This window comes from Thermococcus nautili (genome assembly GCF_000585495.1).
Classification (GTDB): domain Archaea; phylum Methanobacteriota_B; class Thermococci; order Thermococcales; family Thermococcaceae; genus Thermococcus; species Thermococcus nautili.
In genome coordinates this window covers 243,678-267,676 of sequence record NZ_CP007264.1, presented here as the reverse complement: position 1 = coordinate 267,676, position 23,999 = coordinate 243,678, and the positions used below count along the sequence as shown (strand labels likewise).

Sequence of the window (23,999 nt, the reverse complement as noted above, 5' to 3'; positions counted from 1 at the left end):
AAGGGTTTACTTAAGAATTGCGGTGAAAGAAAAGGAGGAAAAATCACTCCTTCGGGAAGAAAACGACCTTGCCGGTCTTTCCGGCGCGCATGAGCTCGAAGGCCTCTTCAAACTTGTCAAAGCCTTTGTACTTGTGGGTGATAATCGGGTCGAGGTTGAGCTTTCCGCTCTGGATGAGACTTGAGACGGTGTACCATGTCTCCCAGAGGTGCCTTCCGGTGATGCCGTGAACTTCAAGGGCCTTAAAGATTATCAGGTTGTTGAAGTCGAGCGTAACGTCCCTCGGGAACAGCCCGAGCAGGGAGACCCTTCCTCCAGGGGTCGTCGCCTTAAGGCCCTGCTCAAGGGCCTTGGGGGCACCACTGAACTCGAGGAAGACCTCAACTCCCGCTCCGTCGGTTATGCTCATGACGACCTCAACAGGGTCTTCTTCAAAAGGATTGATAACGTAGTCCGCCCCAACCTTCTTGGCGAGCTTTCTCCTGAAGTCGCTTGGCTCGCTCACGATGACCGGGTAAGCACCGCTCGCCTTCGCGACGGTTATACCGAGCAGTCCGAGCGGGCCGGCTCCGGTTATGAGTGTGCTCCTGCCCGCTATCGGGCCGGCAAGAACGGTATCAACTGCATTGCCAAGGGGCTCCTGGAGTGAGGCGTATTCGGGCTTCATGTCCTTGGGGTTCTTCCAGGCGTTCTGGGCCGGAACGATGGCGTAGGTCGCGAAGACACCGTCCATATCGACGCCGAAAATCTTGGTGTTCTGGCAGACGTGGTAGCGGTTGTGCTTGCAGGCGTAGCACTTTCCACAGACGATATGTGTCTCCGCACTTATGTAGTCGCCCTCCTGAAGGTCCTCAACACCTGGGCCAACCTCGATGACCTCTCCAGCGACCTCGTGGCCCATAATCTGGGGCGGTTTAATCCTGCTCTGCGCCCACTCGTTCCACTCGTAGATGTGGAGGTCGGTTCCGCAGATGCTCGTCGCGAGAACCCTGATAAGAACCTCGCCCGGCCCGGGCTTGGGAACGTCAACCTCAACGAGCTCCGCCCCGTAGGCAGGTTTGGTCTTCATAATAGCGGGCATTTTTTCAGCCATGGCAACCATCTCCTTAACCTTACAATGGGAATCTAAACGGGGACGATATAAACCTTTTGTGTTCATCGAGTCCTTAAGGCCCATCACTGGACAGAATTGTGTAGGTGCATACGCAGAAAGCGACGTACCGACGGAAGTTCAATCGGAAACCTTATATCCTCAACTCCCAACAGAGAAGCTTAGAGGGGTAGCGATGGCACTGATAGTCGTAACGGGGCGTGGCGGAGCCGGCAAAACAACCACAACGGCGAACCTTAGCTCTTACCTTGCCATGAAGGAGTACCGCGTTCTGGCCGTTGATGGCGACCTCTACCTGCCCAACCTCGGTTTTCACTTCGCCCTAGACACGGTTAAATACACAGTCCACACCCTCCTAAAGAACCCGGACGTTGACCCGGAGTGGGCCATATACCGCCACAAGGAAACCGGCGTCTACGTGATGCCGGGGAGCACACAGCTTCAGGACGTCCTTGGAATCTCTCCGAGGAGGCTCGTTGACATCCTTGAGAGGGTGAAGTACAAGTTCGGCGTCGTTTTTGTCGACTCCCCCACGGGTGTTCCCTTTGATACCCTCCCAACGTTTCAGGTCGCCAACTATCAGCTTATAGTCGTTGAAATAGAGCGTTCTCCGATTTACTCGTTCGAGACTATGGTTAAGAACGAGATAGAAAAACTGAAGGCCCTCGGGGAGAAGTACAACCTCAACATCGGCGTCGTCCTGAATAAGGTTCGCGAGAGCGCCGATGTCGTTGATAAGATAATAGAAGCCATAGAAGAGGATTTGGACGTCCCGGTTCTCGGGTGGGTTCCCTTCGACTACAACGTCCCCGAGTCCATAAACGTTGGAGTTCCGATAATCAAGTACCTCCCCAACAGCGACGCCGCCGTCGCGTTCAAGGAAATCGGAGAAGTCCTCGAGGAATGGATTTTCGGCTGATTCTGGGGGTGTTGAAATGGAGTTTGAGGAGCTCGTTGAGAAGGTCGTTAAGGGAGAGGTAAAGCTCCACCAGGTTGAGAAGTACACGGACAAGAGAACCGCGACCGAGGTCAGGAGAAAGGCCCTTGAGAAAAAGCTCGGCGTGAAGCTCGAACACATCGGGCACTACAGCATAGACCCCGAGCAGGTCATCGGCAGGAACATCGAGAACATGATAGGCGTCGTCCAGATACCCATGGGCGTTGCCGGACCGCTCAAAATCAACGGCGAGTACGCGAAGGGCGAGTTCTACATACCCCTCGCCACAACAGAGGGGGCGCTCGTTGCCAGCGTGAACCGCGGTTGCTCCGCCCTGACCGAGGCAGGTGGCGTCAAAACGACGCTTATCGACGACAAGATGACCCGTGCACCGCTCCTCAAGTGCCCTGACGCGAGGAGGGCGAGGGAAGTCGCGGAGTGGGTGAAGGAGAACATCGACTACCTCCAGGAGAAGGCCGTCAGCAAGGTCACCAGGCACGGAAAGCTCAGGGACGTTAAGCCCTTCATAGTGGGCAACAACCTATACCTGCGCTTCGAGTTCGAGACCGGCGACGCTATGGGAATGAACATGGTGACGATAGCGAGCGAGGAGATAATGAAGGTCATCGAAGAGAAGTTCCCCGACGTTCGCTATCTCGCTCTCTCTGGCAACCTCTGCGTTGACAAGAAACCCAACGCGATGAACTTCATCAACGGACGCGGTAAGACGGTGATAGCGGAGGCAATAATTCCGCGTGAGATAGTCGAGAGGAAGCTGAAGACGACGCCAGAACTCATAGCGGAGGTGAACTACCGCAAGAACCTCGTCGGGTCGGCCCAGGCCGGCTCTTACGGCTTCAACGCCCACTTCGGCAATATAGTCGGGGCAATATTCCTCGCCACGGGGCAGGACGAGGCACAGATTACCGAAGGTTCACACGGCATAACCCTCGCCGAAGTTACGCCTGAGGGAGACCTCTACATCAGCATAACAATGCCGAGCCTCGAAATCGGAACGGTTGGGGGAGGAACGCGCGTCCCGACCCAGAGGGAGGCTTTAAGCATTATGGGCGTCGCTGGAGGGGGCGACCCACCTGGAACAAACGCCAAGAAGTTCGCGGAGATAGTTGCGGGAGCGGTTTTGGCTGGGGAACTCTCGCTCCTCGCGGCGATAGCGGCGAAGCACCTCGCGAAAGCCCACAAGGAGCTGGGACGCTAAAGGGAGACCTTCACCACCTTTCCCTTCTTCTCCGAAACCTCGTACATTTTCCTGACTGTCTTCTCATCGAGCTCAGTGGCAGGTCCCTTGACCTGCTTGGGGCCGAAGAGGTACTCAACCTCCGCGAAGATTACAGCCAGGAGAATCGCCGTCCAGAAGCCTATGTGAAGCTCGTTCTCGATGTAAATGACCCCCGAAGTTGCGGCGAAGTCTATGAGAAAACGCCACCACTTTCCCTTCCTCTTGGTGCCCTTGAGGCTCTCAAGCTCGTCCTCAGCGAGGGCCCTGAAAAACTCTCCGAGGTTCTTTGGATGGATTACAAAGACTCTCGGTAAGGTTTCGTTGATTAAAACCAGCTCATCTTTAACCGAAAGGACGAAGACGTAGCGGTTTTCAGCTTTGACATCAATCACGAGCAGTCCCGCGTTCTTTCCAGGTGGCTGCACGATTGAGAAGCTCTCTGGAGTAGGGTTCTTGAACTCAAGTGCCAAAGGAAAGGCCTCCCTAACCCTCTCCGGCGGAACGTTGAGCTCGTAGTAGAGGATTGGGACGGCGTTGACGAACTTCATCGGAGAGAAAACGACTTCACGCTTTAAATGGTTTTCGCCCCGCGTTGGTAAGGCAGGCTTTAAAAGGGCAGAGGGAAAACGGAAACGGGGATGATGAGCGCTTTTCCCTCACTCTGAGGCGTGATGAGGAGCCGATGCTCTGACCCGCTCCCGCTTTTTGTAGCCCCTTCTGAAGTTCTCAATAACCCCAGAGAGCAGAAAGAGAAGGGCCATGTATGAGGAAACCTCGTTGAGAGCGTCGTTTTTGTAGCCCAAGTAGCCGAGGAGGATTGCCAAACCCCAAAGAGCGGCCTGGACGATATTCACAACGGTGTCGAGCTTGAGCCTCTTCACACCGAGTATTTCTTCAGCAACCCTCCTTAGCCCGTTTTCTCTACGTATAATGAACTCATAGCTCTCCTTGGCGTTTTTAATAACGTGAGCGCCTTCAGCGACGTAATAGATGTCTTCTGGCGTTTTGATAACCGTTGCACTACTCTCCGACATGAGAATCTGATAAAGTGCCCAGTACAGGCTCTCCACGTCAGGGCTAGGCAGGGCTATATAAGTCCCCGCCAGTTTTCTGACATCAACATCCCTAGAGTCGACCACGAAGTATCTGACAACGAACTTTGCCTTAACCATCAATAAAAGTAAGAAAAAGAACTTAAAAAGTTAGCTCCCGCTCAGCTCCCGAATCTTCCTTCTCACTAAGGTGCTCACGAGCTTGCCGTCGGCCCTTCCGCGGAGCTTTGCCATTGCCCTTCCCATTATCATGCCCATCGCGCCCATTCCCTTGGCCTTGATGACGTCTATGTTTGCCTGGATTACCTCATCAATGATTTTCTCAACCTCTTCCTCGCTGAGGAGCGTTAGACCCTTCTCCTCTGCCACCTGCTCGGCGGTCTTCTCCGGATTCTTCGCAAGCTCCTTGAATATCTCCTCAAAGGCCTCCTTGGCAATCTTACCGTCGAGGTAAAGCTCAAATGCTTCTCTGATGTGCTCGTCCGTGATGTTCTCAATCGGAACCTCCTTCTTGAGGCCCTTGAGGACGACCACGAGGATTGAAGCGGCCAGCGAGGGTTTTACTCCCTTCTTCACGAGCTCCTCGAAGAGCTCGTCGCGCTCGTCGTTTACGAGGGTCTCTGCCAGGCTTTTGTCAATCCCATACTCCTTCACGTAGCGCTCAACCCTCTCCTGCGGGAGCTCTGGCAGGTTGGCCTTAATTCTCTCCTTCTCCTCAGGCGGAATGAAAATCGAGGGTATGTCCGTTTCAGGATACATCCTCGCCTTTCCGGGGAGCGGGCGCATGTATTGAGTGTTTCCGTCGGGCAGGGCCCTCCTCGTCTCCTCTGGGACGCCCTCTATAGCTTCTCTCGCGCGCTTAATCACCTCGCGGAGGGCCTTCTTTGCCGTTTCCTCGTCCGCCGCAACGAGAACGAAGGCGTCGAGCTCTCCGAGGTTGAGTTTTTCAATAACTGCATTAACCTCTTTTTCTGTAATTCCATAATTCGGTAACTCATCGATGTGGAAGATGCCCTTCACGTACTTCTTGGCCCTGTCGGCCATCTCAGTGCCGAGCCTCCTGCCGGGCTGAATTTCCCTGCCGATTAAACCCCTGAACTTCGGCAGTTTGACTGCCAAAACCTTACCGCCCTTCTTTATCGTCCGGGCGATTATCTTGGACTCAGTGTTCTCGAAGACGTCGGTAACGTCGTAGAACTCCTCCTTAATGTCCTCAGGCTTAACACCCCTCTCACGGAGCTCGTCCCTTATCTTGAGCAGGTTAAGCTGTCTCTCAACTTCCCTCTCGATGATGAGCGGAATCATGTCGAGCTCCTGCACTCCCTTAATCTCGACGCGGGTGCCACCTTTAATCGAGACGTTCAAATCTTGCCTTATCGTTCCGAGACCGCGCTTGACCTTCCGGGTGGCCCTCAGGGCGTCGCCGATGTACTTCGCGACCACCTTAGCCTGCTCCGGGTGGTGTATGTCCGGTGTCGTGCTTATCTCAACGAGCGGGATGCCGAGGCGGTCGAGGCGGTAGATTACCTCCTTCTCCTTCCTCTCGACGATTCTGCAGGCGTCTTCCTCAAGGCATATCGTCGGGATTCCAACGCTTCCCCATGGAGTATCAACCCTTCCGTCGAGCGCTATTATCGCCGTCCTCTGGAAGCCCGAAACGTTCGAGCCGTCAATGACGATTTTACGCATGAAGTGGACCTCGTCAACGGGCTTGGCGTTCAGCAGGTAGGCAATCTGAAGTGTAACCTCCAAAGCCTCTCTGTCAGGTCCCCTTGGCGGTTCCTCGTCCATATAAACGAGGTCGCTCAGCTCGTAGTTGCCTTCGTAAATGTACTTCCTCCCCTTCTTGAACTCCTCAAGTGCCGCGGGGTCAATTTCGCCGAGCTCGCTCATCGTGGGCCTGAGGCGTCTTTCAAAGGTGAAGTCCACCTTCTCGGTCAGCTCGCTCGGAACGAGCGAGAACAGCTTCTTGGTATCGAGCTGTCTGTGAATCTCAAGACCGACCTTAAGGCCGAGCTCCTTGTAATCGAACTTCTCGGTCATCTTCATCACCTCAAGAACGTGTCGTACCTCGTGTAGGGCGTAATCTCGCCGGCGTAGTTCGTCAGCATCATCTTCCTTACCTCACTAAGCTCCCTCGTGTGGCCGAGGACCCACATGAGCTTGACGTAGGCCGTCTCTGGCAACATGTCCTCACAGGGTATCGCCCCCGCCTTCAGGAGCTTCCTGCCGTTGGAGTAGACGTTTAGGTTCACCCTGCCGTAGAGGCACTGGCTCGTGACGCAGACTGCCACGCCTTCCTCGACCGCGCGCTGGACGTGGGGGATGAAGTCCTGCGGAACGTGACCGAGACCGGTTCCCTCTATCACAACACCCTTGTAGCCCTTATCAACGAGGAAGTCGAGGAGCTCACCGCTGATTCCTGGGTAGATTTTCAGGATTGCAACCTTTTCCTCAATCTTCGTGTCGGCTATGACTTCTCCCTCACTTCTCCTCCTGTAGTCGCTCCTGAGGAACTCTATCCCACCTTTCGGCCATATCCTTGCTATCGGGACGTCGTTTATACTCCTGAAAGCATCGCGCCTGCTGGTGTGCATCTTCCTGACCTTCGTTCCACGGTGGGCTAAACAGTAGGTGTCGCTCGTCTCGCCGTGCATCACCACCATGACCTCGGCAACGTCGCTCGTCGCCATCCTGACCGCACAGGTGAGGTTCATGGCCGCGTCACTGCTCGGCCTGTCAGAGCTCCTCTGCGCACCAACGAGGACGACCGGCTTCGTAAGGTTCCTCAGCATGAAGCTCAGGGCCGAGGCGGTATAGGCCATTGTATCAGTTCCGTGCGCTATCACAACGCCGTCCTCACCGCCGTTGAGGGCTTTGGCTACCTCCTCGGCTATCCTCGCCCAGTAGGCCGGCTTCATGTCCTCGCTTAAAATGTTCATTATGAGCTCGGGCGTAACGTTGGCCATCTCGAATATCTCCGGGACGGCCTTCGCAAGCTCCTCGGCGGTGAAAGCAGGGTGAACTGCCCCAGTCTTGTAGTCAATCCTGCTCGCTATCGTTCCTCCGGTTCCGAGAATCCTGACGTTCGGGAGGCCCTCCTTCCGCGGGAGAACTTCCTTGAACTCCATCTTCGGCTTCTCGACGGCCTTCTCAAGGATTTCAACGCCCTCGATTGCATCAATGAGAACGCCGACGTTGTAGCCGTTGTCGAGCTTTATCGTCAGCGTTTCGCCGGGCGAAAGCTCGTACGGAGGCATCACGAGGCCCTCAAAGGTAATTCTCTCGTCCCCTTCCCTTTTGACGACCCTCACGAGGTCGCCTACCTCAAGTCCATGTCTCTTCATGAACTCCTCAACCTTCCTCATAAGCATCCCCTCGTACACTTCAACCGATGAGAATAGGGGCCCGGCTTATAAGGGCTTTTGCCTCACCGCTCGGCAATCATGAACCTCGGCTCCTCAATCCACTCGCTCTTACAGCGCGGACAGCGGGAGGGAATGTTGATTTCGGGCCTGAAAACGAAACCGCACTTCCTGCACTCGGCCGGTTTGACAAGCAGAACCTTTCCCTCGCGCCTTAGGATTTTCTGAATCGCCTTGAGGTCCTCCAGAATGAGCTTTTTGCTCCCCCTGCCCCGGATTCCGAGAACCTGGGCTAACTCGCTCACCGAATAATCCCGCTCCTCCAAAAGGCTTATTATCCGTTCCCGTCGAGTGGCCATCGGAGGAACTTGGGAGGAGGAATAAAAAACTTTAGGGTGGGACGATGATAGTCGAGAAGGCCGAAAGGGTTCTTGAGGAGCACAAACTCTGCGACCACTGCCTCGGCAGGCTCTTCGCCAGGCTCGGTAAGGGGACGAACGAGGAGCGGGGGAAAGCAATAAGGTTCGTCCTCAACATGGAGCGCTCCGCGAGGGGCTTAGAACCGATAGCTGAGCCAGAGGAGTGTGAGCTCTGCCACAACGTCTTTGAGAGGATTCCCGAGCTCGTGGAGGCCATGGAGGAAGCGAGCAAGGATATCGAGTTCGAGACGTTTCTCGTCGGTTCCCGCTTCCCGGAGGAAATCAAGGAGAAAGAGAAGGCTATCTGGGAGGAGTTCAATATTGACACCGCCGAGCCGATAAACCGTGAGTTCAACCGCGAGCTCGGCAAGGCCTTTGGGAGGGCAATGGAAAAAGAGACCTCGAAGAACCCCGACCTTGTTTTCATAGTCGAGCCGTTCTCTGGTGAGATAGAGCTTCAAATCAACCCGGTTTACGTTTACGGGCGTTATAGAAAGCTCGTGCGCAGGATTCCCCAGACGCCTCTGCCCGACTTCGAGGACAGCGTAGCCTCGATAATCTGTCGGGCGTTTTCGAAGGCCTTCGAAGGTAAGTGCGTCTTCAAAGGCGCGGGGAGAGAGGACGTTGATGTCAGAACCCTCGGCAACGGAAGGCCCTTCATAGTTGAAATTAAGAGCCCGAGGAGGAGAAGGGTTGACCTCCGGAAGATAGCGGAGGAGATAAACGCGAGTGGGAAGGTGGAGGTTCTTAATCTTCGCTTCGTCTCGGCGAAGGAAGCCGAGGAGGTTCTAACTAAGAACCACAGGAAGGAATACCTCGCTCTCGTTCTCGTCGAGGAGGGCATAACGCCGGAGGAAGCCGAGGAAGTTGCGAGGAAGCTGGAGGGGCTTGAGATACACCAGAGAACGCCCTGGCGCGTCAGGAAGGCGAGGGCCGACAAGGTGAGGGTGAGGAAGGTTCACGAGGCCGAGGCGAGGTGGGTTGACGAGAAGCACTTCGAGCTTCGTCTCGTCACCGACGGAGGGCTCTACATCAAGGAGCTGGTTTCGGGCGACAAGGGGAGAACTAAGCCGAGCGTTAGCGATTTGCTCGGGAAGAAAGCCTGGTGCGAGAGGCTCGACGTGCTGAACATCTTAGACGAGTAGTTGTGTTCCCCCAAGAAATCTTTTTATATTTCCTCTGCAAAGTTGGATTTGGTGGTAGATATGTCTTGGAGGGTTCCCCCAGCTGTGTTTGTTGCATTGCTTACGATTGGCCTTGTCAGCGGTTCTGCGGTCATACTTGCGCCGCCAGAAGGTATGGCAACGTATCCAGAGGTGATAGCGGGTGTAGGAAGCGATGGAGATGGAGGCTTCGTGGTTGTTGTTCCGTTCAACATGACCTCCAATGGAACGCCAGTGGTTCCGGGGGCCTGGGTTGGGGACTTCTACCCCAACGGCTCGCTTAAGTGGGGCGAGAACGTAAAAGGTGCCCCGTTGCACCCCTCACCGAGAATTTTCAGGGCAACCGCCAACGGCTCAATCCTTCTCATCGGGCAGAGCGACGAGGGAAATCACACAGACATCTGGGTGATTAAACTCGACAGGGACGGAAAACTCCTGTGGTCCAAGGATTACCTGCTCAACGTGAGCCCGGGCTGGATAATGACCGTTGACGACGCTGTTCAGGCGGGAAATGAGATACTCATCGCGACCCACGTTGACAGCTTCAGGGGGAACGAGCAGGTCACGGTTCCGGTCGTCCTGGCACTCGACGGAAACGGGAAACTCCTCTGGGCCAGGGAGTACAGGATACCTCACGGCCCCGGAGAACTTTACAGCACGGCGATTGGAAAGGTTGGGGACGGATACTACCTGATACTGCACGATGAGAGGAACTGGTACTACCTGAGGCTCGATAAAGAGGGCAACCCAGTTGGAACGTGGAAGGTGACGAGTTCGCTCAAGGGGTTCTTCATAAAATCGGCGCTCTCGCTGGGGAATACAGTCTACTTTCTCGGAGGTTCCTCAAACGGGACGGTTCTTGGGGCAATCGTCGGGAACTCCACCATCTGGGCCAAGCTGTACATCCTGATTCCTGAGAAAACCTGCACTGAAAAAAGTGAAAACGTCACCGTCCTGAGCACGAGAACATCTTCAACGGAACCGGCACCGGCGCTGACCGTTTCAGGAAACTACCTCCTTTTCCAGCCAACTGTCGTTGAGGCGTTCAGGCTGGCCTGCAACGATGGCCTTAACACCACCTACGCGGTCATAAAAACCGACACGATGGGAATAGTGGTTGGTAGCTTTGTCGCGGTCTCCAATGGAATGCCATGGGAAAAAACGACCCTGCCTGAGTTCTTGTCAGAGCCCGTGGGAGTGAGCGCAAACGGGAATTCCTTCATAGCCATCTGGAGGGAAACAACCGCCTCAGGAGCGGTGCTGCACTTCCGGGGCTTTGCAATACTGTCCAACCTGCAATCAAAACCAGAGGGCCCCGTCATTGGAACGTACGGCTTCAGGGTCAACGTAATGCCTGTGGACGTTGAACTAACTCCCGGACCAGTGGCCACAAAGGGAGAACTCGACGTGAAGACAGTGGAGGAACCGGTAACCATCGAGAAAACACAGGGAGTTCCTGTCAAGGTATTCACAACAGAGGAATCCTCCGAAGGGAGCATCTGCGGGCCGGGAATCATCCTTCTACTTTCGCTTCTCGTTGCACTGCGGAGGCGCGGATGACTTTCCTTTTTCCACCTTTTGAGTGAAAGATTTATAAAGGGGCCCTTGTAGGTTTTAGTGATTCCCAGGGGGTTAGTCCTAAGTCTAAACGGAGCGAAAAGCGTTCCCCCTTGAAAAATCCCGTGTCGTAAATCCGAGTTTGCCCGTTGGGGCCCGTAAAAGTTGAGAGGTGGTGGAAATGGTTCAGAAGGCGCACAGCTTTAGGAGGAAGACCAGGGGTAAGCTCAGCAAGAAGCCGAGAAAGAGGGGTCTTCCCCCGCTCACCAGGTTCCTTCAGGAGTTTGAGGTCGGGCAGAGGGTTCACATCGTCATAGAGCCGAGCTACCACAAGGGCATGCCCGACCCGAGGTTCCACGGAAGGACCGGAACCGTCGTCGGCAAGCGCGGCGATGCTTACATCGTCCAGATAAGGGACGGGGGTAAGGTTAAGACCTTCTTCATACACCCGGTTCACCTCAGGCCACAGAAGGGATGAGCATGATAGGTCGTAAAAAGCTCGGGGAGCGCTACCTCACGATAGCCGAGACCAGGGAGCTCCTCGAGCGCAGGAAAGAAGAGGGCATGGAGGAGAATCCCGAGGAGCCGATGTTCTACGAGGCAAGGGTTAGCCTTGAGCATGCCGAGAAGTTCGCCAAGCTCAGCCCAGAGAAGGCGAAGGAGCTCAAAGAGAAGCTCATGGAGCTCTTTGACTGGATTGACGACAGAATAGCCTCGAAGATAGTGGACATCCTCCCCGAGGACTACCTCGACATCAGGGTCATCTTCGCGAAGGAGGACTACATGCCCTCGCCCGAGGAGGCCGAGGAGATAGTCAAGCTCGTTGATGAGTACCGGCCCCTCGACTGATTTTCTCCTTTTCTTAGCGTGAGGAAAGTATAAAAACTCCGGGCCAAAATAAGTTCTGGGGGAGAGAGAATGGACAGGTACAGGAGACATTCTTACCGTGAAAGCCTCGAGAAGAAGAGGCGAAACCTTGAATATGAGGAGTACGCTTACGTGCTCGACTACCTTCCCGAGGGTTACCTCGATATCTCGACCGGCAGGCGAAGCGGGAAGCCAGTTGCCCAGGTGCTCGGTGAGAAGGCCTTCACGCTCCTTGAGGTAACGCCCAAAGAGGACCTAATGCTCTACGAGAGGGTTTTCATCGGCAAGGGGAACCGTGATAAAATCCTCCTCATCAACAAGAAGATAACCTACAACGACCTGACCGACACGGCCAAAGCGGAACTCCCCTACGTCGTAGAGGAGATTGTTAAGAACAATGAAGAACGCTTCATCCAGTTCTTCAACGTTGCCCCTCCGATAACCAACAGGCTCCACAGCCTCGAGCTCCTGCCGGGCATAGGAAAGAAGCACATGTGGGAAATCATTGAAGAGAGGCAGAGGGAGCCCTTCAAGAGCTTTGAGGACCTGAGAAAGCGCGTTAAGGGCCTCCCCGACCCGGTCAAGATGATAGCCAAGAGAATCGTTGATGAGCTCCAGGACAAGGACCGCTACAAGCTCTTCGTCGGCCACAGGAGGATTTTCAGGGGATGAGGGACGAGCTCTTCTCCCTTATTTACAAGTACAACCTCAGACCCAACCGCGACCTCGGCCAGAACTTTCTGATAGTGCCCGACATCATCGAGAGGAACGTCGAGAGGGCAGAGCTGAGCGAACGCGATGTCGTTCTCGAAATAGGGCCCGGTCTGGGCGTTCTCACAAAGGAGCTCGCCGAGAGGGCGGGAAAAGTCTACGCCATCGAGAAGGACAGGCGGATAATAGAGATTCTGAGGAAGGAGTATGCCTGGCCAAACGTTGAGCTCATCGAGGGGGATGCAGTTAAGGTCGAGTGGCCGGAATTCAACAAGATGGTTTCCAATCTGCCGTATCAGATTTCCTCGCCGGTGACATTCAAGCTCCTAAAGCACGAGTTCGAGCGGGCGGTTTTGATTTACCAGCTTGAGTTCGCCGAGAGGATGGTCGCGAGGCCGGGAGATAAGAACTACTCACGCCTTTCGCTGATGGTTCAGGCGAAGGCCAACGTCGAGCTCGTCGAGAGGATTGGCAAGGGCGCCTTCTGGCCGAGACCGAAGGTTGATTCGGCCGTCGTCGTAATCGAGCCAAAACCGAGGGACGAGCGTATAGAGCTCGACGAAAACCTCGTCAAGGCCCTTTTCCAGCACAGAAGGAGCACGGTCGCTTCGGCCCTCAAGAAGTCGGCCCACATGCTCGGAGTTGACAAGAGAAAGCTCAAAGAGGTGAGAAACCTGCTGAACTCCGTCCCCCACTCGGGCAAGAGAGTCTTCCAGCTCGGCCCGGCTGAAGTCAAGGAGATTGAAGAGCGCCTGAGGGATGAGGGGATTATAGGGGCTCTTCACCCGTGAGCTCGCGGTAGAGCTCCCTCAACAGTTCTCGGTTCGTGTTTTCAAGCGCCCTTGCCCGGGAAAGGGCCTCCTTAGCGTCCTCCGAGAGGAGTCCCTCAAGCCTCGTCAGGATTCTGTCAGAGAGGTCTTCAAGCTGAATCAGGTACTCTACTATTTCGCCGACGTTGCCGGAGTAGACCAGCCTCCAGAGCCTGTCCTTTAAAATTTTGGGGCCGGGTGTGTCAACCTTGGGCGGTTCCGGAGATTCCCCCGGAAAAAGCTCGCGGAAGAGATTAACGTAGCCTTCTGCCCGTTTGAGGGAGTTCTCATAAAGGTGCTTGAAAAGCCTCGGCACCCTCTGGTCCCAGGTTACCTCGCCGCTCATCTCGTAAAGCTCATAGTAGAGCTCGGCCCTCTTGAGCTCCTGCGCGATTATATGCGAGAGAATTTCCTTTGGACCGAGCCTCGAAAGCTCCTTCAGCACTTCATCAACCCAGTCGGGAACGGCTCCCCCTTCCATGATTACCCCCATCACTGTTGGCCGATTGGTTTTTAAAACCCATCGCGTACGGCGGGACATGTGGATAGTGCTGATAGACGGCTACACCGATGAGCCGGCGGGTCTCGGCGTTCCACCCTACCTTGGAATCTACCCCAGATACGCCTACGGCGCGATAAAGAAGGCCCGAAAGGACGCCCAGGTATTCTACCTGACGATTGACGACCTGCGCGCGACCTTCCTCGGTGAGAGGGGGATAGAGACGAGGAACAAGACCCCCAACTTTCCAAAGACCAGAGAGATTCTGGAGAAGGCCGATTTGGTAGTTTACATTGGTGGTCTGCACACACCCGGAAAATACCTCTCAGCCGTCCCTGGAAGCGTTGAAGAGGTGGCACGGTTCCTGAGGGACGTGAAGGCGACCAAAATCCTTGGCGGGCCAGCTTTTATGGGTTCGGCCTCGATGGGAGGCGTTAAAATCACGAGCAGGGAGCTCCAGCTGGCCGAGAGCGTGTTTGACCACGTCGTCTACGGGGACCTGGAGGCTTTTCTCTTCGATTATCTAACCAATCCGAAGGACGCAGACCCTCTCAGGTTCAGAAACTATAACGAATTACGCGATTATGCAATTATTGGGGCGGAGGTCGTGAAGCAGTTTCCAGATTATCCCGACTTCGTCATCGTGGAGATTGAAACCCAGCGGGGCTGTCCAAAGGCGATGGGTATTGGGGGCTGTTCCTTCTGCACCGAGCCGGTGAGATACAGGAAAGTTGAGGACAGGCCGATTGAGGATGTTGTTGCGGAAGTAAAAGCCCTCTACAACCTCGGTGTGAGGCACTTCAGGGTTGGAAGACAGAGCTGCATATTCTCCTACATGGCGAGGCCGAACGGACGCGTTCCGGTTCCCAATCCCGATGCAATAGAGAGGCTCTTCGCCGGAATCCGCGCGGCCGCGCCGGACGTTAAAACGCTCCACGTGGACAACGCGAATCCAGCAGTCATAGCCAACTATCCTGAGGAGAGCGTTAGGATTGCAAAGGCGCTCATAAAGTACGGGACGCCGGGCAACGTCGTTGCCTTCGGCCTTGAGAGCGCCGACCCCAAGGTTGCCAAGTTGAACAATCTGAACGCGACCGCCGAAGAAACCTACGAGGCAGTGAAGATTCTCAACGAGGTCGGCGCGAGGAGGGGCTACAACGGGATGCCCTGGCTTCTGCCGGGGATAAACATCATCTTCGGCCTGCCGGGCGAGACGAAGAAAAGCTACGAGATAACCTTCCAGTTCCTTAAGAGGCTCCTTGACGACGGGCTGATGGTGAGGAGGATAAACATAAGGCAGGTAGTGGTTTTCCCGGGAACGCCCCTGTGGCATATGCGGAACAAGGTCAGGACTGAAAAGCACAAGCGGCTGATTCAGCACTACCGGCACAAGATAAGGCACGAGATTGACCTGCCGATGCTCAAGAGGGTTGTCCCCGTTGGAACTGTGCTGAGGGACGTTCGGACAGAGGTTTTCGACAATGGCCTGACCTACGGAAGGCAGATAGGAAGCTACCCTCTCATCGTAGGGATTCCCAAGGAAGTTCCCCTCAACCGCTTCTACGACGTTCTCATAGTTGACCACGGCTTCAGGAGCATAACGGGAGTTCCCCTTCCGATAAACGTGAACCGCGAGAGTCCGAAGGTTCTGCAGCTCATCCCTGGAATCGGAAAGAAGACCGCAACCAGAATCCTCGCAAAGAGACCCTTCAAGGACGAGGATGAGTTCTTCAGGGCTGTTGGAGAGGATAAAAGGGAAATCCTTGAGGGAAAAATCAGCCTGTAGCCGAGACTATCTCTGGGTTTTTGCCCTCGGGCCACTGGAACCCTATGATGTTCTCAATGAGAACTATCTCCGCGCGAAGGGTTTCGTCCGTTGTCCCCTCGATAACGAGAAGACCCTTGCGGGGGATGTAAACGCAATTGCACTTCGCGCCTTCAGCTGGCCCGATGAGGAGGACCGTTAGCACTTTTTCGTTTCCGAGGGCTCCCCTACCTATCTCGAACTTTGTCCAGAAGCTTAGGTAGGCCACATCGTGTCTCAGCTGGGTCTGTTCGTAGGCGTATTCCTTTGCGCTGGCATTGTCATAGCCCTTGGACTTCGCGAGCAGATAGTAGTTCATTGAAAATATGCTCGACACTAGTGCGGAAATCTCAGTAACAGCGGCCGTCCTGAACTGGCAACTTCCAGGGTAAAGATTGGGATTAGTCTTGCACTCTTGAACATCAGGACTCCCTAAGACTATCACAAACCTATCATAGAGACCTCTCAGCGTAAGGTTCAGGTCAACCTCTGGACTGCCCGTTATGTAACTTTTGAGTGTTATGTTAAAGGCCTTTGAACCGGGAGGAAGAGACTTCTGAACCTGACTGTACTGAGCTGGATTCATGATGTAGAACTGACCGCCAGAGTACAAAACCACGTAGTGAGATTCGCCCTTGGGATTTCCAGGGTTAATGACATTGGAGAACTTTGAGTAGCTATAGAGAACGTAGGAAACTGGCGCCAGAACAACTAGCAGTACAATGATTAGAGCAACTGTCTTTTTGTTCATTCAGAAGACCTCCCAGGGAATAAGAAGCGAAGATAAAAGAGGGGAAGGAGTTCACTCCTTCGCGAGCTCAGCGATGTGCTTCATGAGCTTCTCGGCGGCAACCCTGGTCTCGTTCCTGGTGGCACCAGCAACGATGACGACGTCGTAGCCACCAAGGGCGTCCTGGAGGTACTCAACGTCGCCAGCGCTGTTGTACCAGTCAACCTTGCTGACGTTGTGCTCGACGAGGTACTTGGTAACGCTGTTGGCAACCGGACCGCCGACGAGGATGAGGTTGCTTCCTGGGTCGTTGACGTTAATCTCGTAGTCCATGTAGACAATCGGCTCGGTGACCGGCTTGGGCTCAACGGTGGTAGCGGTGGCGTAGATGCCCTCGATGGTGTAGTCGCTGTCCGGAATCTGGTCGCCGACCTTGAGCTCCTTCTCGACGACCTTGCCCTCCTTCTCCTTGAGGCAGATGTAGGCGTAGGCGACTATGTACTGCTTGCCCTCAGGAGCAGCGACGAACTCACCGGTGGCCGGGTTGTAGTACTTGTCGTAGGCCTTCTCCTCGTACTTGTACTTGAGGTCGTAGACGCCGAAGACGTCAATCGGGTTGCCCTCGAGGGTCTTGTCGTTGACGAGGGTGATGTTGGTTATGTACCAGGTGCCGTCCTTGAGGGCGGTGTTGACGGTAGCGTTCCATCCGTCGGCCGGGTGGAAGACCGGACCGAGGGTCTGGATGTCGTACTCGGCGTAGATGCTCGCGATGATGTGGTTGTCGATACCGACGAAGGTGTCCTCAAGCTTGAGCACGAGGTCAGCCTTGTAGCCAGCGTCGGCGAGGCTGTCGTAGGCCTCAACCTGGCCGTCCTCCTCGACGAAGTACTTCGGAGCGTTCTTGTCAAGGATGACCTGGCCGGTCTGGGCGCCGGTGGCGGCGTCCTTGACTATGACAAGGGCCCTGGTCTCCTGGAGGTTGATGTCGAGGACGGTAACGACCCAGTTGGTTCCCGGAATGGTCTTGCTCTGGCCAACCTCGTACCACATCGGGTTGTCGTCGGGCAGCATACCTGCGGTGAAGGTGCCGTTGCCGACCTCAAGGATGTTGTACTCCTTACCGAAGACGGTGAAGCTCATACCAGCGCTGACGCCCGGGAAGACCTCATCGACGATGGTACCGCCGTTGGCGGCAACCTCCTCAGCGTCGCCGATGTAGTAGTTGGTAACGCTCTCCTCCTTGGCGATGGCACCCCACTCGGGCTCGCCCTCGTAGGTGGTCTCGGTGGTGGTGACGCTGTAGTTGTAGAGGACGTAGTCAACGAGGATGCTGAGCTTGCCTGGCTCGACGACGATGTCGGCCTTCTTCGGCGGAGCAACCATCGTCCAGTTGCTCGGGTCAATGCTCTTGAGCTCGGGGTTGGCTATGGTAACGTGCCAGTCAATGCTGTAGTCACCAGCCTTGTCCTTGCCGGTGAGGGTGACCGGAACGTTGAAGTTCTCAACGAACTCGGTGTAGTTGTAGGTGTAGGCGGTCGGGGAGTCAGCACCGTTCCACCAGTAGGTGCCCGGAAGCTCGTCATAGCTGGTGGCCCAGCTGGTTATGTTACCGTCGTTGGTAGCGTTGATGGTAGTGAAGTTGTAAGCGTAGATAGTCCACATGGCCTCGGTCTCAGGCGGGTACTCAGCCTTAACCTTAACGTAAGCGTTCTGAGCCTCAACCTGCTTGGTGGTGTAGAGCAGGCTTCCAAGGGCGACAGCTATGTCAGCGGCGCTCGCAACGTCCATAGCAGCAGCGTTGCTTCCAACCACGATTTTAACGTTCGGGGTACCGTCAGACTTGACGAAGAAGCTCTTCGGTATCTTCTGAACATCGGTAGTGGCGCTGGCGAAGCCGATGGTGGCGCCAATCATTGCGGCACCAACAGCAAGTGCCGCGATTTTCTTCACCTTCATTTCACAACACCTCCCTAAGTTGTTGGGCTAAAGCCCCATCTAAGTGTTGTCACTGTCATTTGGCGCCCAAAGGGTATATATACTTTTCGCTTTCAGACCCTTTCACTGGCCCAAAAAAGCTCGCCGATTGCCGTAAATGATAAAAGAAAGCTTAACTAAATGCCTATGGCAAATTCGCCTTTTGCCGATAATATCATTGGTTCGACATAAGGGCCTTTTTAACTGGTCTGCTCGTGAGCTCGTTAACGAAGCCTCCAAGGTCAGTCAAAGTGTTCTGGAGTTCTCCCGCGGTAACGTCTATGATTTCTGGCTCAAGGATTGAGATGGCAACAGGAGCGTACTTGCCAACCAGCTGGAACAGCGTCTCAAAGTTCGACAAGAGCTCAACCGCAAGGAGTCCCTTGAACTCTCCGTCTTCCTCTGAGCCCTCAAGTGCCATGACGTTTATCAAACACCCCTCCAGCGACAGGGCCTTTTTCATGGTTTCCTCAACAGAAGCTCTGTCTTTGCCGGAAACCTCTATTACAAGGCGATATCTGATGTACCTGTCGTCGAGAATTAGGGATTCAATTTCTTCCCTCGAATACCCAATCCTAGGTTCTGGAACCTCGCTCAGGTCCGGATAGGCCGCGAGACTGCCAAATTTGTTCATCAGCTTCCCCATTACGAGGGATACATCCCCGAGAATCTTCATGAGGCTCTTTGAGTCCAGTTCGATTTTACCGGGAGCGAGAACTTCAACGATGGCAGGACCGTACTTTAGGACGGCATTGACAACTCCCTCAAAGGTTCCCCGAACTTTCGCCTCTATTACTGCGGAGTACTTGAGTACCCCTTCCCCCTCCATTATATCCTCGGGGTTAATTTCGAGAACTTCGACCAGGTTCTCCCCCTTTAGCTCTTTCACGATATTTTCTACAGCGCTTTCCAAAGCTTTCTTGTCGTTGGAAAGGCCTTCGATGTAAAAAATCGCCTCAATCTTATCCATTTTCACCACCACATCCCCGGATAGCGCCTTTTCTTGTAGGTGCCAACTATCGGGATTCTCTCACCGCAGTACTTACACCTTCCGTCCTCGGTGATATTGTACTCGGTAATCTCAAAGCCGTAGCGGACTATTAAAGGCTTTCCACACTTGGGGCAGTAAGTGTGCTCACCCGGATGACCCGGCACGTTGCCGATGTAGACGAACTTCAGACCCTCTTCTTTAGCTACGCGGTAGGCCATCTCTATCGTCTCGAGCGGTGTCGGTGGAAGGTGGAGGAGCTTGTAGTGCGGGAAGAAGCGGGAGAAGTGCACCGGCGTGTCGTCGCCGAGTTCATCGACAACCCATCTGGCGAATGCCCGTATCTCCTCTTCCTTATCGTTGAGCGTCGGGATTATGAGATACGTTAACTCGACGTGGATTCCAAAGTCCTTCTTCGCTATTACCGCCGTCCTCCTGCTCGGCTCACCGCTCGGAACTCCGGCTATCTTCATGTAGAACTCGTCGCTGAAGGCTTTGATGTCGATGTTCATCGCGTCGATGTAGGGCGCGAGTTCTCTAAAAGGCTCCTCGTTGATGTAGCCGTTGGTGATGAGGAGGTTGTGGATTCCTTCCTTCTTCGCGAGCTTCGCCGTGTCGAGAACGAACTCGTACCAGATTACGGGCTCGTTGTAGGTGTAGGCTATGCTCTCACAGCCGTAGCGCTTCGCTATGGCAACGACCATCTCGGGCGTCATGTCGTGGAGGTATGGAAAGCTTTCATCCGCTTGGCTTATCTCCCAGTTCTGGCAGTGCTTGCAGTGCATGTTACAGCCGACAGAGCTTATCGAGAGCGCGCACGAGCCGGGCCAGAAGTGGAAGAGCGGTTTCTTCTCCACAGGGTCGGCTCCGATGGCTGAAACCTTGCCGTAGTTGAGCGTGTAAAGTTTTCCTCCGATGTTCTTCCTAATCTTACAGGAACCCCTCTTGCCCTCGTTTATGATGCAGTTGAGAGGACAGAGCTTACAGCGAACTTTACCCCCCTCTAAGGGCTCCCAGTAAAGGGCCTCCTTCATGACTCTCACCCAGAAGAAGTCCGTTCATCCACGTTTAAGCTTTTGGTATTCCTCATAGAACTCCCGGAGCGTTAAAAACCTCGCACCGTTATCGAGGTGGAACTCAATCAACTTCCTGAGCTTTTCCAACGCCCCTTCCCCGGTCCCGAACCAGCAGTCTGGCCTCAAGCGCTTGGGCATCCTCACGAACTCCCAAGGGTGGAAGATGTAAACGATTGGGCTCTCAAACTTTCTGTGAAACCTTTCCTGCATTCTCCACGGGAGGCGCGTAACTATGGAGGTCGTCGTGGCGGGAACTTCGAGAACGCCGTTGATTTCGGTAACCCCTTTGCGCCAGCCCTTGTGGCGGGCCTTGGTTGAGTCAACCCTAAAGCCGAGCTCGGCCAAGATGCGATAGTAGCTATCCGGAAACTGGAAGTTGGGGGCGCGGAAAGAGACCGGCTCGGAAAAGCGGGAGAGAATCTCTTTAGCCTCTTCAAGCCTGCGCTTCGCCTCCTCAAAGGAAAGCCGGTCAAAGCGTTCGTGCTCAAGACCGTGACAGCCGAGTTCATGCTTTTTTCCAGCGCGCTCCGCCAGCTCCGGGAATTCCTCCGCGATTCTGCCTGTGAAAAGGAAAGTTCCTTTTATTCCAAACTCCTCAAGGAGGTCCATAACGCGAGGGAGGCTTTCCTTCATGCCCCTTCTGGTTTCCGCAAAGGGGGGACAGTCGTGCTCAACGTCGAAGGTCAGCATTACCGTCTTAGCCATTCTCTGCCACCTCGTCGAGGACCTCCCGGTAGAGCGCCACTATTCTTCTCACGACGACGTTCCAGTCGTAGACTCTCTCGACCCTCCTCTTCCCGAGACGGCCGAGGCGTCTCTCAACGCTCTGGTTGCCGAGGACGAGGTTTATTGCGTTGGCGAGCTCCCGGGCGTTCCCGGGCGGGACGAGCAGACCGCAGCCGTCTATTATCTCGGGGATTCCACCGACCCTCGTCCCGATGACCGGCGTCCCGCTGGCCATTGCCTCGAGCAGGACTATTCCAAAGGCCTCGCTCAGGCTCGGAAGGACGAAGACGTCGCTCGCGCGGTACAGTACGGGGAGCTTCGAGTACTCGACCATGCCGAGGAACCTGACCCTGTCAGCGACCCCGAGGAGCTTTGCCCTCTCCCTTAGGAGGGGAAGCATGCTCCCCTGGCCGGCTATCAGAAGGGTTCCGTTCACGTGCTTCATTGCGTTGATGAGCGTGCTCACGCCCTTCCTCGGTTCCAGCCTGCCCACGTAGAGGATAACCCTCCCCCCAAGGCCCAGCTTCTCCTTGGCTTCCTCCTTTGAGAGTGGAATGTCAAAGAACCCGACGTTAACCCCGTTCTGGATTACCTCAACCGGAACCCGGGTAAAACGCCTTATGAACTCTTTCGAGGCCTTGCTGACGGCTATTATCCTGTGGGGGTTGCGGAGGTAATATTTGAAGTAGGGAAAGGTCATCCTGGCAAGGGCGCGTATCGCGGAGGAATTCTCGTAGTTAATGCTGTGCGTCGTGATTAGGGTTGCTTTTCCCGCCTTTCTCCCTGCGGAGACGGCTTTAAGCGCCAAAGGCGTGAAGGCGTGTTGCCCGTGAACGACCTCGTAATCCTTTATGTAAGGAATCATACTCGTCGCGTTGTGGGAGAATACACTCATGTTTATGCCAACGCTCCCGAGGGTGTACCCGGGAACCTTGATTAAATCTATCCCCTCCCTCTTCAGCTCGGCCTCCTTGCCCGTCTCGCGGTCGTTCGTGATTATAGCGACCTCGTGTCCAAGTCCCCGCAGGTAGAGCGCGAGGTCGTGCATGTGAACCGCGACGCCGCCGAGCTTTGGGTAGTACCAGTCGCTCACTAGCGCGATTTTAAGGCTCTCCATACTTCCCTTCCCCCGGATGTGAGGAGCACCATCAGTCCCGATAGGCTACCCAACACATAGGAGATAAACCTTTCGAGTACCACAACCGAAACGGCCAGTGTTGGGGGAAGGCCAAAGTATGTGAGTGTTCCGACCAAGCCACCCTCGACAACTCCAATCCCGCCGGGAGTGAAGGCGGCGATGCCAAGTATGAGGTTAACCACCGACACGAACACCAAGATGGGGAGGGAGACATTCAACCCAAAGGCCAGTGTGATTAGTTTGAGCCTCAAAACGTCAAGAATCCAGACGAGGGAACTGGCCCCGATTCCAACTAGGTTGACGTTGCTGCATTTTCTAAGGGCAACTATTCTCTCCCGTTCCTCCTTTGAGAGGTCTACCCGAAAGACACGAAGGGTGAGCTCTATGAACCTCTCCCACTTCATCCATATAAGGGCAAGCCCTACCATGAGGGGCATTAACACCAGCGCTTCTGAAGTCGTGAAGTACAGAAAACCAACGGCTACCATAGCCATGACGGGTATTGACTCAAGTATCCTCTCGTAGATTATGGTAACGGCCGAGATTCCCATTGGGACTCCCCGAAGTTTGGAGACCCACAGCATCCTGAGAAGCTCACCCCCACCTCTGCTCATCGGAGTTATGTTGTTCATGAAGAGTCCCGCCAGGTTTGCTTTGAAGAGCTCACCCAGGGGGACGTCAACGCCGGTTCCCTTGAGAACATACTTCCAGCGAAGGGCGAAGAGGAGAACACTCGCATAATACGTGGCGATGGCGAGAAAGAAGTAGTGCCAACTCGCGCATCTCACCTGCTGAATGCCGGTCAGCACTTCCATTTTGATACTACTGAACATACGGAAGTCCTTCCATGTCAGCGGTTATAAACCTTCTGGTGGCTCAGGTGCTCCCAACCAAGCCTAGGAAGGCATTTTTTAGTCCCGTTTGCCACTGAGTAAACGCCCTTTTGATTAGTGACGACACCGATGACAGAAAACTCAAAATCAATGCTATCCACGATGTCCGGTGGAACCGTGAAGACCAGCTCGAACTCCTCCCCGCTCGCGAGGGCGACCTCCACCGGGTCGAGGCCCAAAAGCCCCGCCACCTCCTCAACGCCCTCGCCGATGGGTAGTCTCTCCGGATAAACCTCGAGTCCAACACCGCTCATCTCCGCGAGGAGGTAAAGCTCCTTCGCGAGGCCGTCGCTGATGTCTATCGCCGAGCTGGCCACTGTTGAGAGCGCAATCCCTTCCTCAACCCTCGCCCTTGGCTCAAGGAACTTCTCATAGAGGACCTTCCTGACGGCGTCGCTCACCTCGAGCCCGTTCTTCCAGACGAGGTAGCCGGCCAAAGCCCTCCCCAGGTCGCCGGTAACGCAGAGCAATTCACCCGGCCTCGCTCCAGAGCGCGTGAGGGGTCTCTCGGCAAGCCCCAGAGCTATACCGTCTATGATTAGGTCGTCGGCCTCGTTGGTGTCGGCGCTCAGGACAGGGAGGCCGTAGAAGTTGAGGGCCTCACCGATTCCCCTCGCAATCCCCTCAAGGTAGTCCGAATCCAAATCCCCTGGAATCCCGAGCGAGAAGAGAAAACCTATTGGCCTTGCCCCCATCGAAGCTATATCGCTCACGTTCATCGTTACTGCCTTGAAGCCGACCTGCTCGGGAGTCATTATATCGGGCACGTCCGTTTTCCTGACGAGCATATCGTTGGTCGCGACGAGCCACTTCTCACCGAGCTTCAAGGCACCGGCATCGTCCCCGAGTGGCAGGTCACCCTGCCGGTTGAGGTGCCTGAGGAAGAGGTCTATGATTTCGGATTCCCTCATTTGAACTCACCCGGCTTAAGATTTTGAAG

General features: G+C 54.9%; 24 protein-coding genes. 9 read left to right on the top strand and 15 right to left on the bottom strand.

Annotated elements, in window-relative coordinates:
* Positions 1-43 precede the first annotated feature (43 nt).
* On the bottom strand, positions 44-1,093 hold the full coding sequence (gene tdh, locus BD01_RS01505) for an L-threonine 3-dehydrogenase (protein ID WP_042689212.1): 1,050 nt from the start codon (positions 1,091-1,093) through the stop codon (positions 44-46).
* 193 nt (positions 1,094-1,286) lie between these two features.
* Between tdh and BD01_RS01500 the strand changes: the two genes are divergently transcribed.
* Positions 1,287-2,030, top strand: a complete 744-nt coding sequence (locus tag BD01_RS01500) for a MinD/ParA family ATP-binding protein (RefSeq protein WP_042689209.1) — start codon at positions 1,287-1,289, stop codon at positions 2,028-2,030.
* Between the two features lie 16 nt (positions 2,031-2,046).
* A complete protein-coding gene (gene hmgA, locus BD01_RS01495; RefSeq protein ID WP_042689207.1) occupies positions 2,047-3,267 on the top strand; it encodes a hydroxymethylglutaryl-CoA reductase (NADPH) in 1,221 nt (406 codons plus the stop codon).
* Here the strand turns inward: hmgA and BD01_RS01490 are convergent.
* From BD01_RS01490 to BD01_RS01470, 5 genes are all read right to left on the bottom strand, one after another.
* A complete protein-coding gene (locus tag BD01_RS01490) occupies positions 3,264-3,836 on the bottom strand; it encodes a hypothetical protein (protein ID WP_042689205.1) in 573 nt (190 codons plus the stop codon). The genes hmgA and BD01_RS01490 overlap by 4 nt on opposite strands.
* Positions 3,837-3,944: 108 nt before the next feature.
* On the bottom strand, positions 3,945-4,460 hold the full coding sequence (locus BD01_RS11040; RefSeq protein ID WP_051482146.1) for a hypothetical protein: 516 nt from the start codon (positions 4,458-4,460) through the stop codon (positions 3,945-3,947).
* Positions 4,461-4,490: 30 nt separating this feature from the next.
* Complete coding sequence (gene gatE, locus BD01_RS01480; protein ID WP_042689203.1) at positions 4,491-6,383, bottom strand: Glu-tRNA(Gln) amidotransferase subunit GatE; 1,893 nt, start codon at positions 6,381-6,383, stop codon at positions 4,491-4,493.
* 5 nt (positions 6,384-6,388) lie between these two features.
* A complete protein-coding gene (gene gatD, locus BD01_RS01475) occupies positions 6,389-7,708 on the bottom strand; it encodes a Glu-tRNA(Gln) amidotransferase subunit GatD (protein ID WP_042689200.1) in 1,320 nt (439 codons plus the stop codon).
* A 62-nt stretch (positions 7,709-7,770) separates the two neighbouring features.
* Positions 7,771-8,064, bottom strand: a complete 294-nt coding sequence (locus BD01_RS01470; protein ID WP_042689199.1) for a transcriptional regulator — start codon at positions 8,062-8,064, stop codon at positions 7,771-7,773.
* A gap of 44 nt (positions 8,065-8,108) precedes the next feature.
* On the opposite strand from BD01_RS01470, the gene BD01_RS01465 reads away from it, so the two are divergent.
* The 6 genes from BD01_RS01465 (at position 8,109) to rsmA (ending at position 13,213) form a co-directional block, all read left to right on the top strand.
* Positions 8,109-9,269, top strand: coding sequence for a tRNA pseudouridine(54/55) synthase Pus10 (locus BD01_RS01465; protein WP_042689196.1), 1,161 nt, complete (start codon positions 8,109-8,111; stop codon positions 9,267-9,269).
* A 60-nt stretch (positions 9,270-9,329) separates the two neighbouring features.
* The gene (locus tag BD01_RS01460) at positions 9,330-10,847 is read left to right on the top strand and encodes a CGP-CTERM sorting domain-containing protein (RefSeq protein ID WP_042689193.1); all 1,518 of its coding nucleotides are present in this window, start codon (positions 9,330-9,332) and stop codon (positions 10,845-10,847) included.
* A gap of 178 nt (positions 10,848-11,025) precedes the next feature.
* Complete coding sequence (locus tag BD01_RS01455; RefSeq protein WP_042689191.1) at positions 11,026-11,322, top strand: 50S ribosomal protein L21e; 297 nt, start codon at positions 11,026-11,028, stop codon at positions 11,320-11,322.
* A 2-nt stretch (positions 11,323-11,324) separates the two neighbouring features.
* A complete protein-coding gene (locus BD01_RS01450) occupies positions 11,325-11,693 on the top strand; it encodes an RNA polymerase Rpb4 family protein (protein ID WP_042689190.1) in 369 nt (122 codons plus the stop codon).
* 69 nt (positions 11,694-11,762) lie between these two features.
* On the top strand, positions 11,763-12,383 hold the full coding sequence (locus tag BD01_RS01445; protein ID WP_042689188.1) for a DUF655 domain-containing protein: 621 nt from the start codon (positions 11,763-11,765) through the stop codon (positions 12,381-12,383).
* On the top strand, positions 12,380-13,213 hold the full coding sequence (gene rsmA / locus BD01_RS01440) for a 16S rRNA (adenine(1518)-N(6)/adenine(1519)-N(6))-dimethyltransferase RsmA (protein WP_042689187.1): 834 nt from the start codon (positions 12,380-12,382) through the stop codon (positions 13,211-13,213). The genes BD01_RS01445 and rsmA overlap by 4 nt, the downstream gene beginning before the upstream one ends.
* Here the strand turns inward: rsmA and BD01_RS01435 are convergent.
* Positions 13,191-13,724 carry a ferritin family protein gene (locus BD01_RS01435; protein WP_156927370.1) on the bottom strand — a complete coding sequence of 178 codons (534 nt, stop codon included), beginning with the start codon at positions 13,722-13,724 and terminating at the stop codon, positions 13,191-13,193. The genes rsmA and BD01_RS01435 overlap by 23 nt on opposite strands.
* Positions 13,725-13,770: 46 nt before the next feature.
* On the opposite strand from BD01_RS01435, the gene BD01_RS01430 reads away from it, so the two are divergent.
* Positions 13,771-15,516, top strand: coding sequence for a radical SAM protein (locus tag BD01_RS01430; protein WP_042689182.1), 1,746 nt, complete (start codon positions 13,771-13,773; stop codon positions 15,514-15,516).
* On the opposite strand, the gene BD01_RS01425 is transcribed toward BD01_RS01430, so the two are convergent.
* The 8 genes from BD01_RS01425 to BD01_RS01390 form a co-directional block, all read right to left on the bottom strand.
* Positions 15,506-16,285 (bottom strand): hypothetical protein, encoded by a 780-nt coding sequence (locus tag BD01_RS01425; protein WP_042689181.1) that lies wholly within the window; start codon positions 16,283-16,285, stop codon positions 15,506-15,508. The genes BD01_RS01430 and BD01_RS01425 overlap by 11 nt on opposite strands.
* 51 nt (positions 16,286-16,336) lie before the next feature.
* Positions 16,337-18,220: an S-layer protein gene (locus BD01_RS01420; RefSeq protein WP_042689178.1), complete on the bottom strand. Its 1,884-nt coding sequence runs from the start codon at positions 18,218-18,220 to the stop codon at positions 16,337-16,339.
* Positions 18,221-18,413: 193 nt separating this feature from the next.
* The gene (locus BD01_RS01415) at positions 18,414-19,208 is read right to left on the bottom strand and encodes a hypothetical protein (protein WP_042689176.1); all 795 of its coding nucleotides are present in this window, start codon (positions 19,206-19,208) and stop codon (positions 18,414-18,416) included.
* 2 nt (positions 19,209-19,210) lie between these two features.
* Positions 19,211-20,260: an AmmeMemoRadiSam system radical SAM enzyme gene (gene amrS / locus BD01_RS01410; protein ID WP_042689173.1), complete on the bottom strand. Its 1,050-nt coding sequence runs from the start codon at positions 20,258-20,260 to the stop codon at positions 19,211-19,213.
* A 24-nt stretch (positions 20,261-20,284) separates the two neighbouring features.
* Complete coding sequence (locus BD01_RS01405; protein ID WP_042689172.1) at positions 20,285-21,007, bottom strand: polysaccharide deacetylase family protein; 723 nt, start codon at positions 21,005-21,007, stop codon at positions 20,285-20,287.
* Complete coding sequence (locus BD01_RS01400) at positions 21,000-22,145, bottom strand: glycosyltransferase family 4 protein (protein WP_042689171.1); 1,146 nt, start codon at positions 22,143-22,145, stop codon at positions 21,000-21,002. Before BD01_RS01400 ends, BD01_RS01405 begins: the two co-directional genes overlap by 8 nt.
* On the bottom strand, positions 22,121-22,981 hold the full coding sequence (locus BD01_RS01395) for a lysylphosphatidylglycerol synthase transmembrane domain-containing protein (RefSeq protein ID WP_051482145.1): 861 nt from the start codon (positions 22,979-22,981) through the stop codon (positions 22,121-22,123). Before BD01_RS01395 ends, BD01_RS01400 begins: the two co-directional genes overlap by 25 nt.
* A gap of 35 nt (positions 22,982-23,016) precedes the next feature.
* Complete coding sequence (locus BD01_RS01390; RefSeq protein ID WP_042689169.1) at positions 23,017-23,970, bottom strand: thiamine-phosphate kinase; 954 nt, start codon at positions 23,968-23,970, stop codon at positions 23,017-23,019.
* Positions 23,971-23,999: the final 29 nt, after the last annotated feature.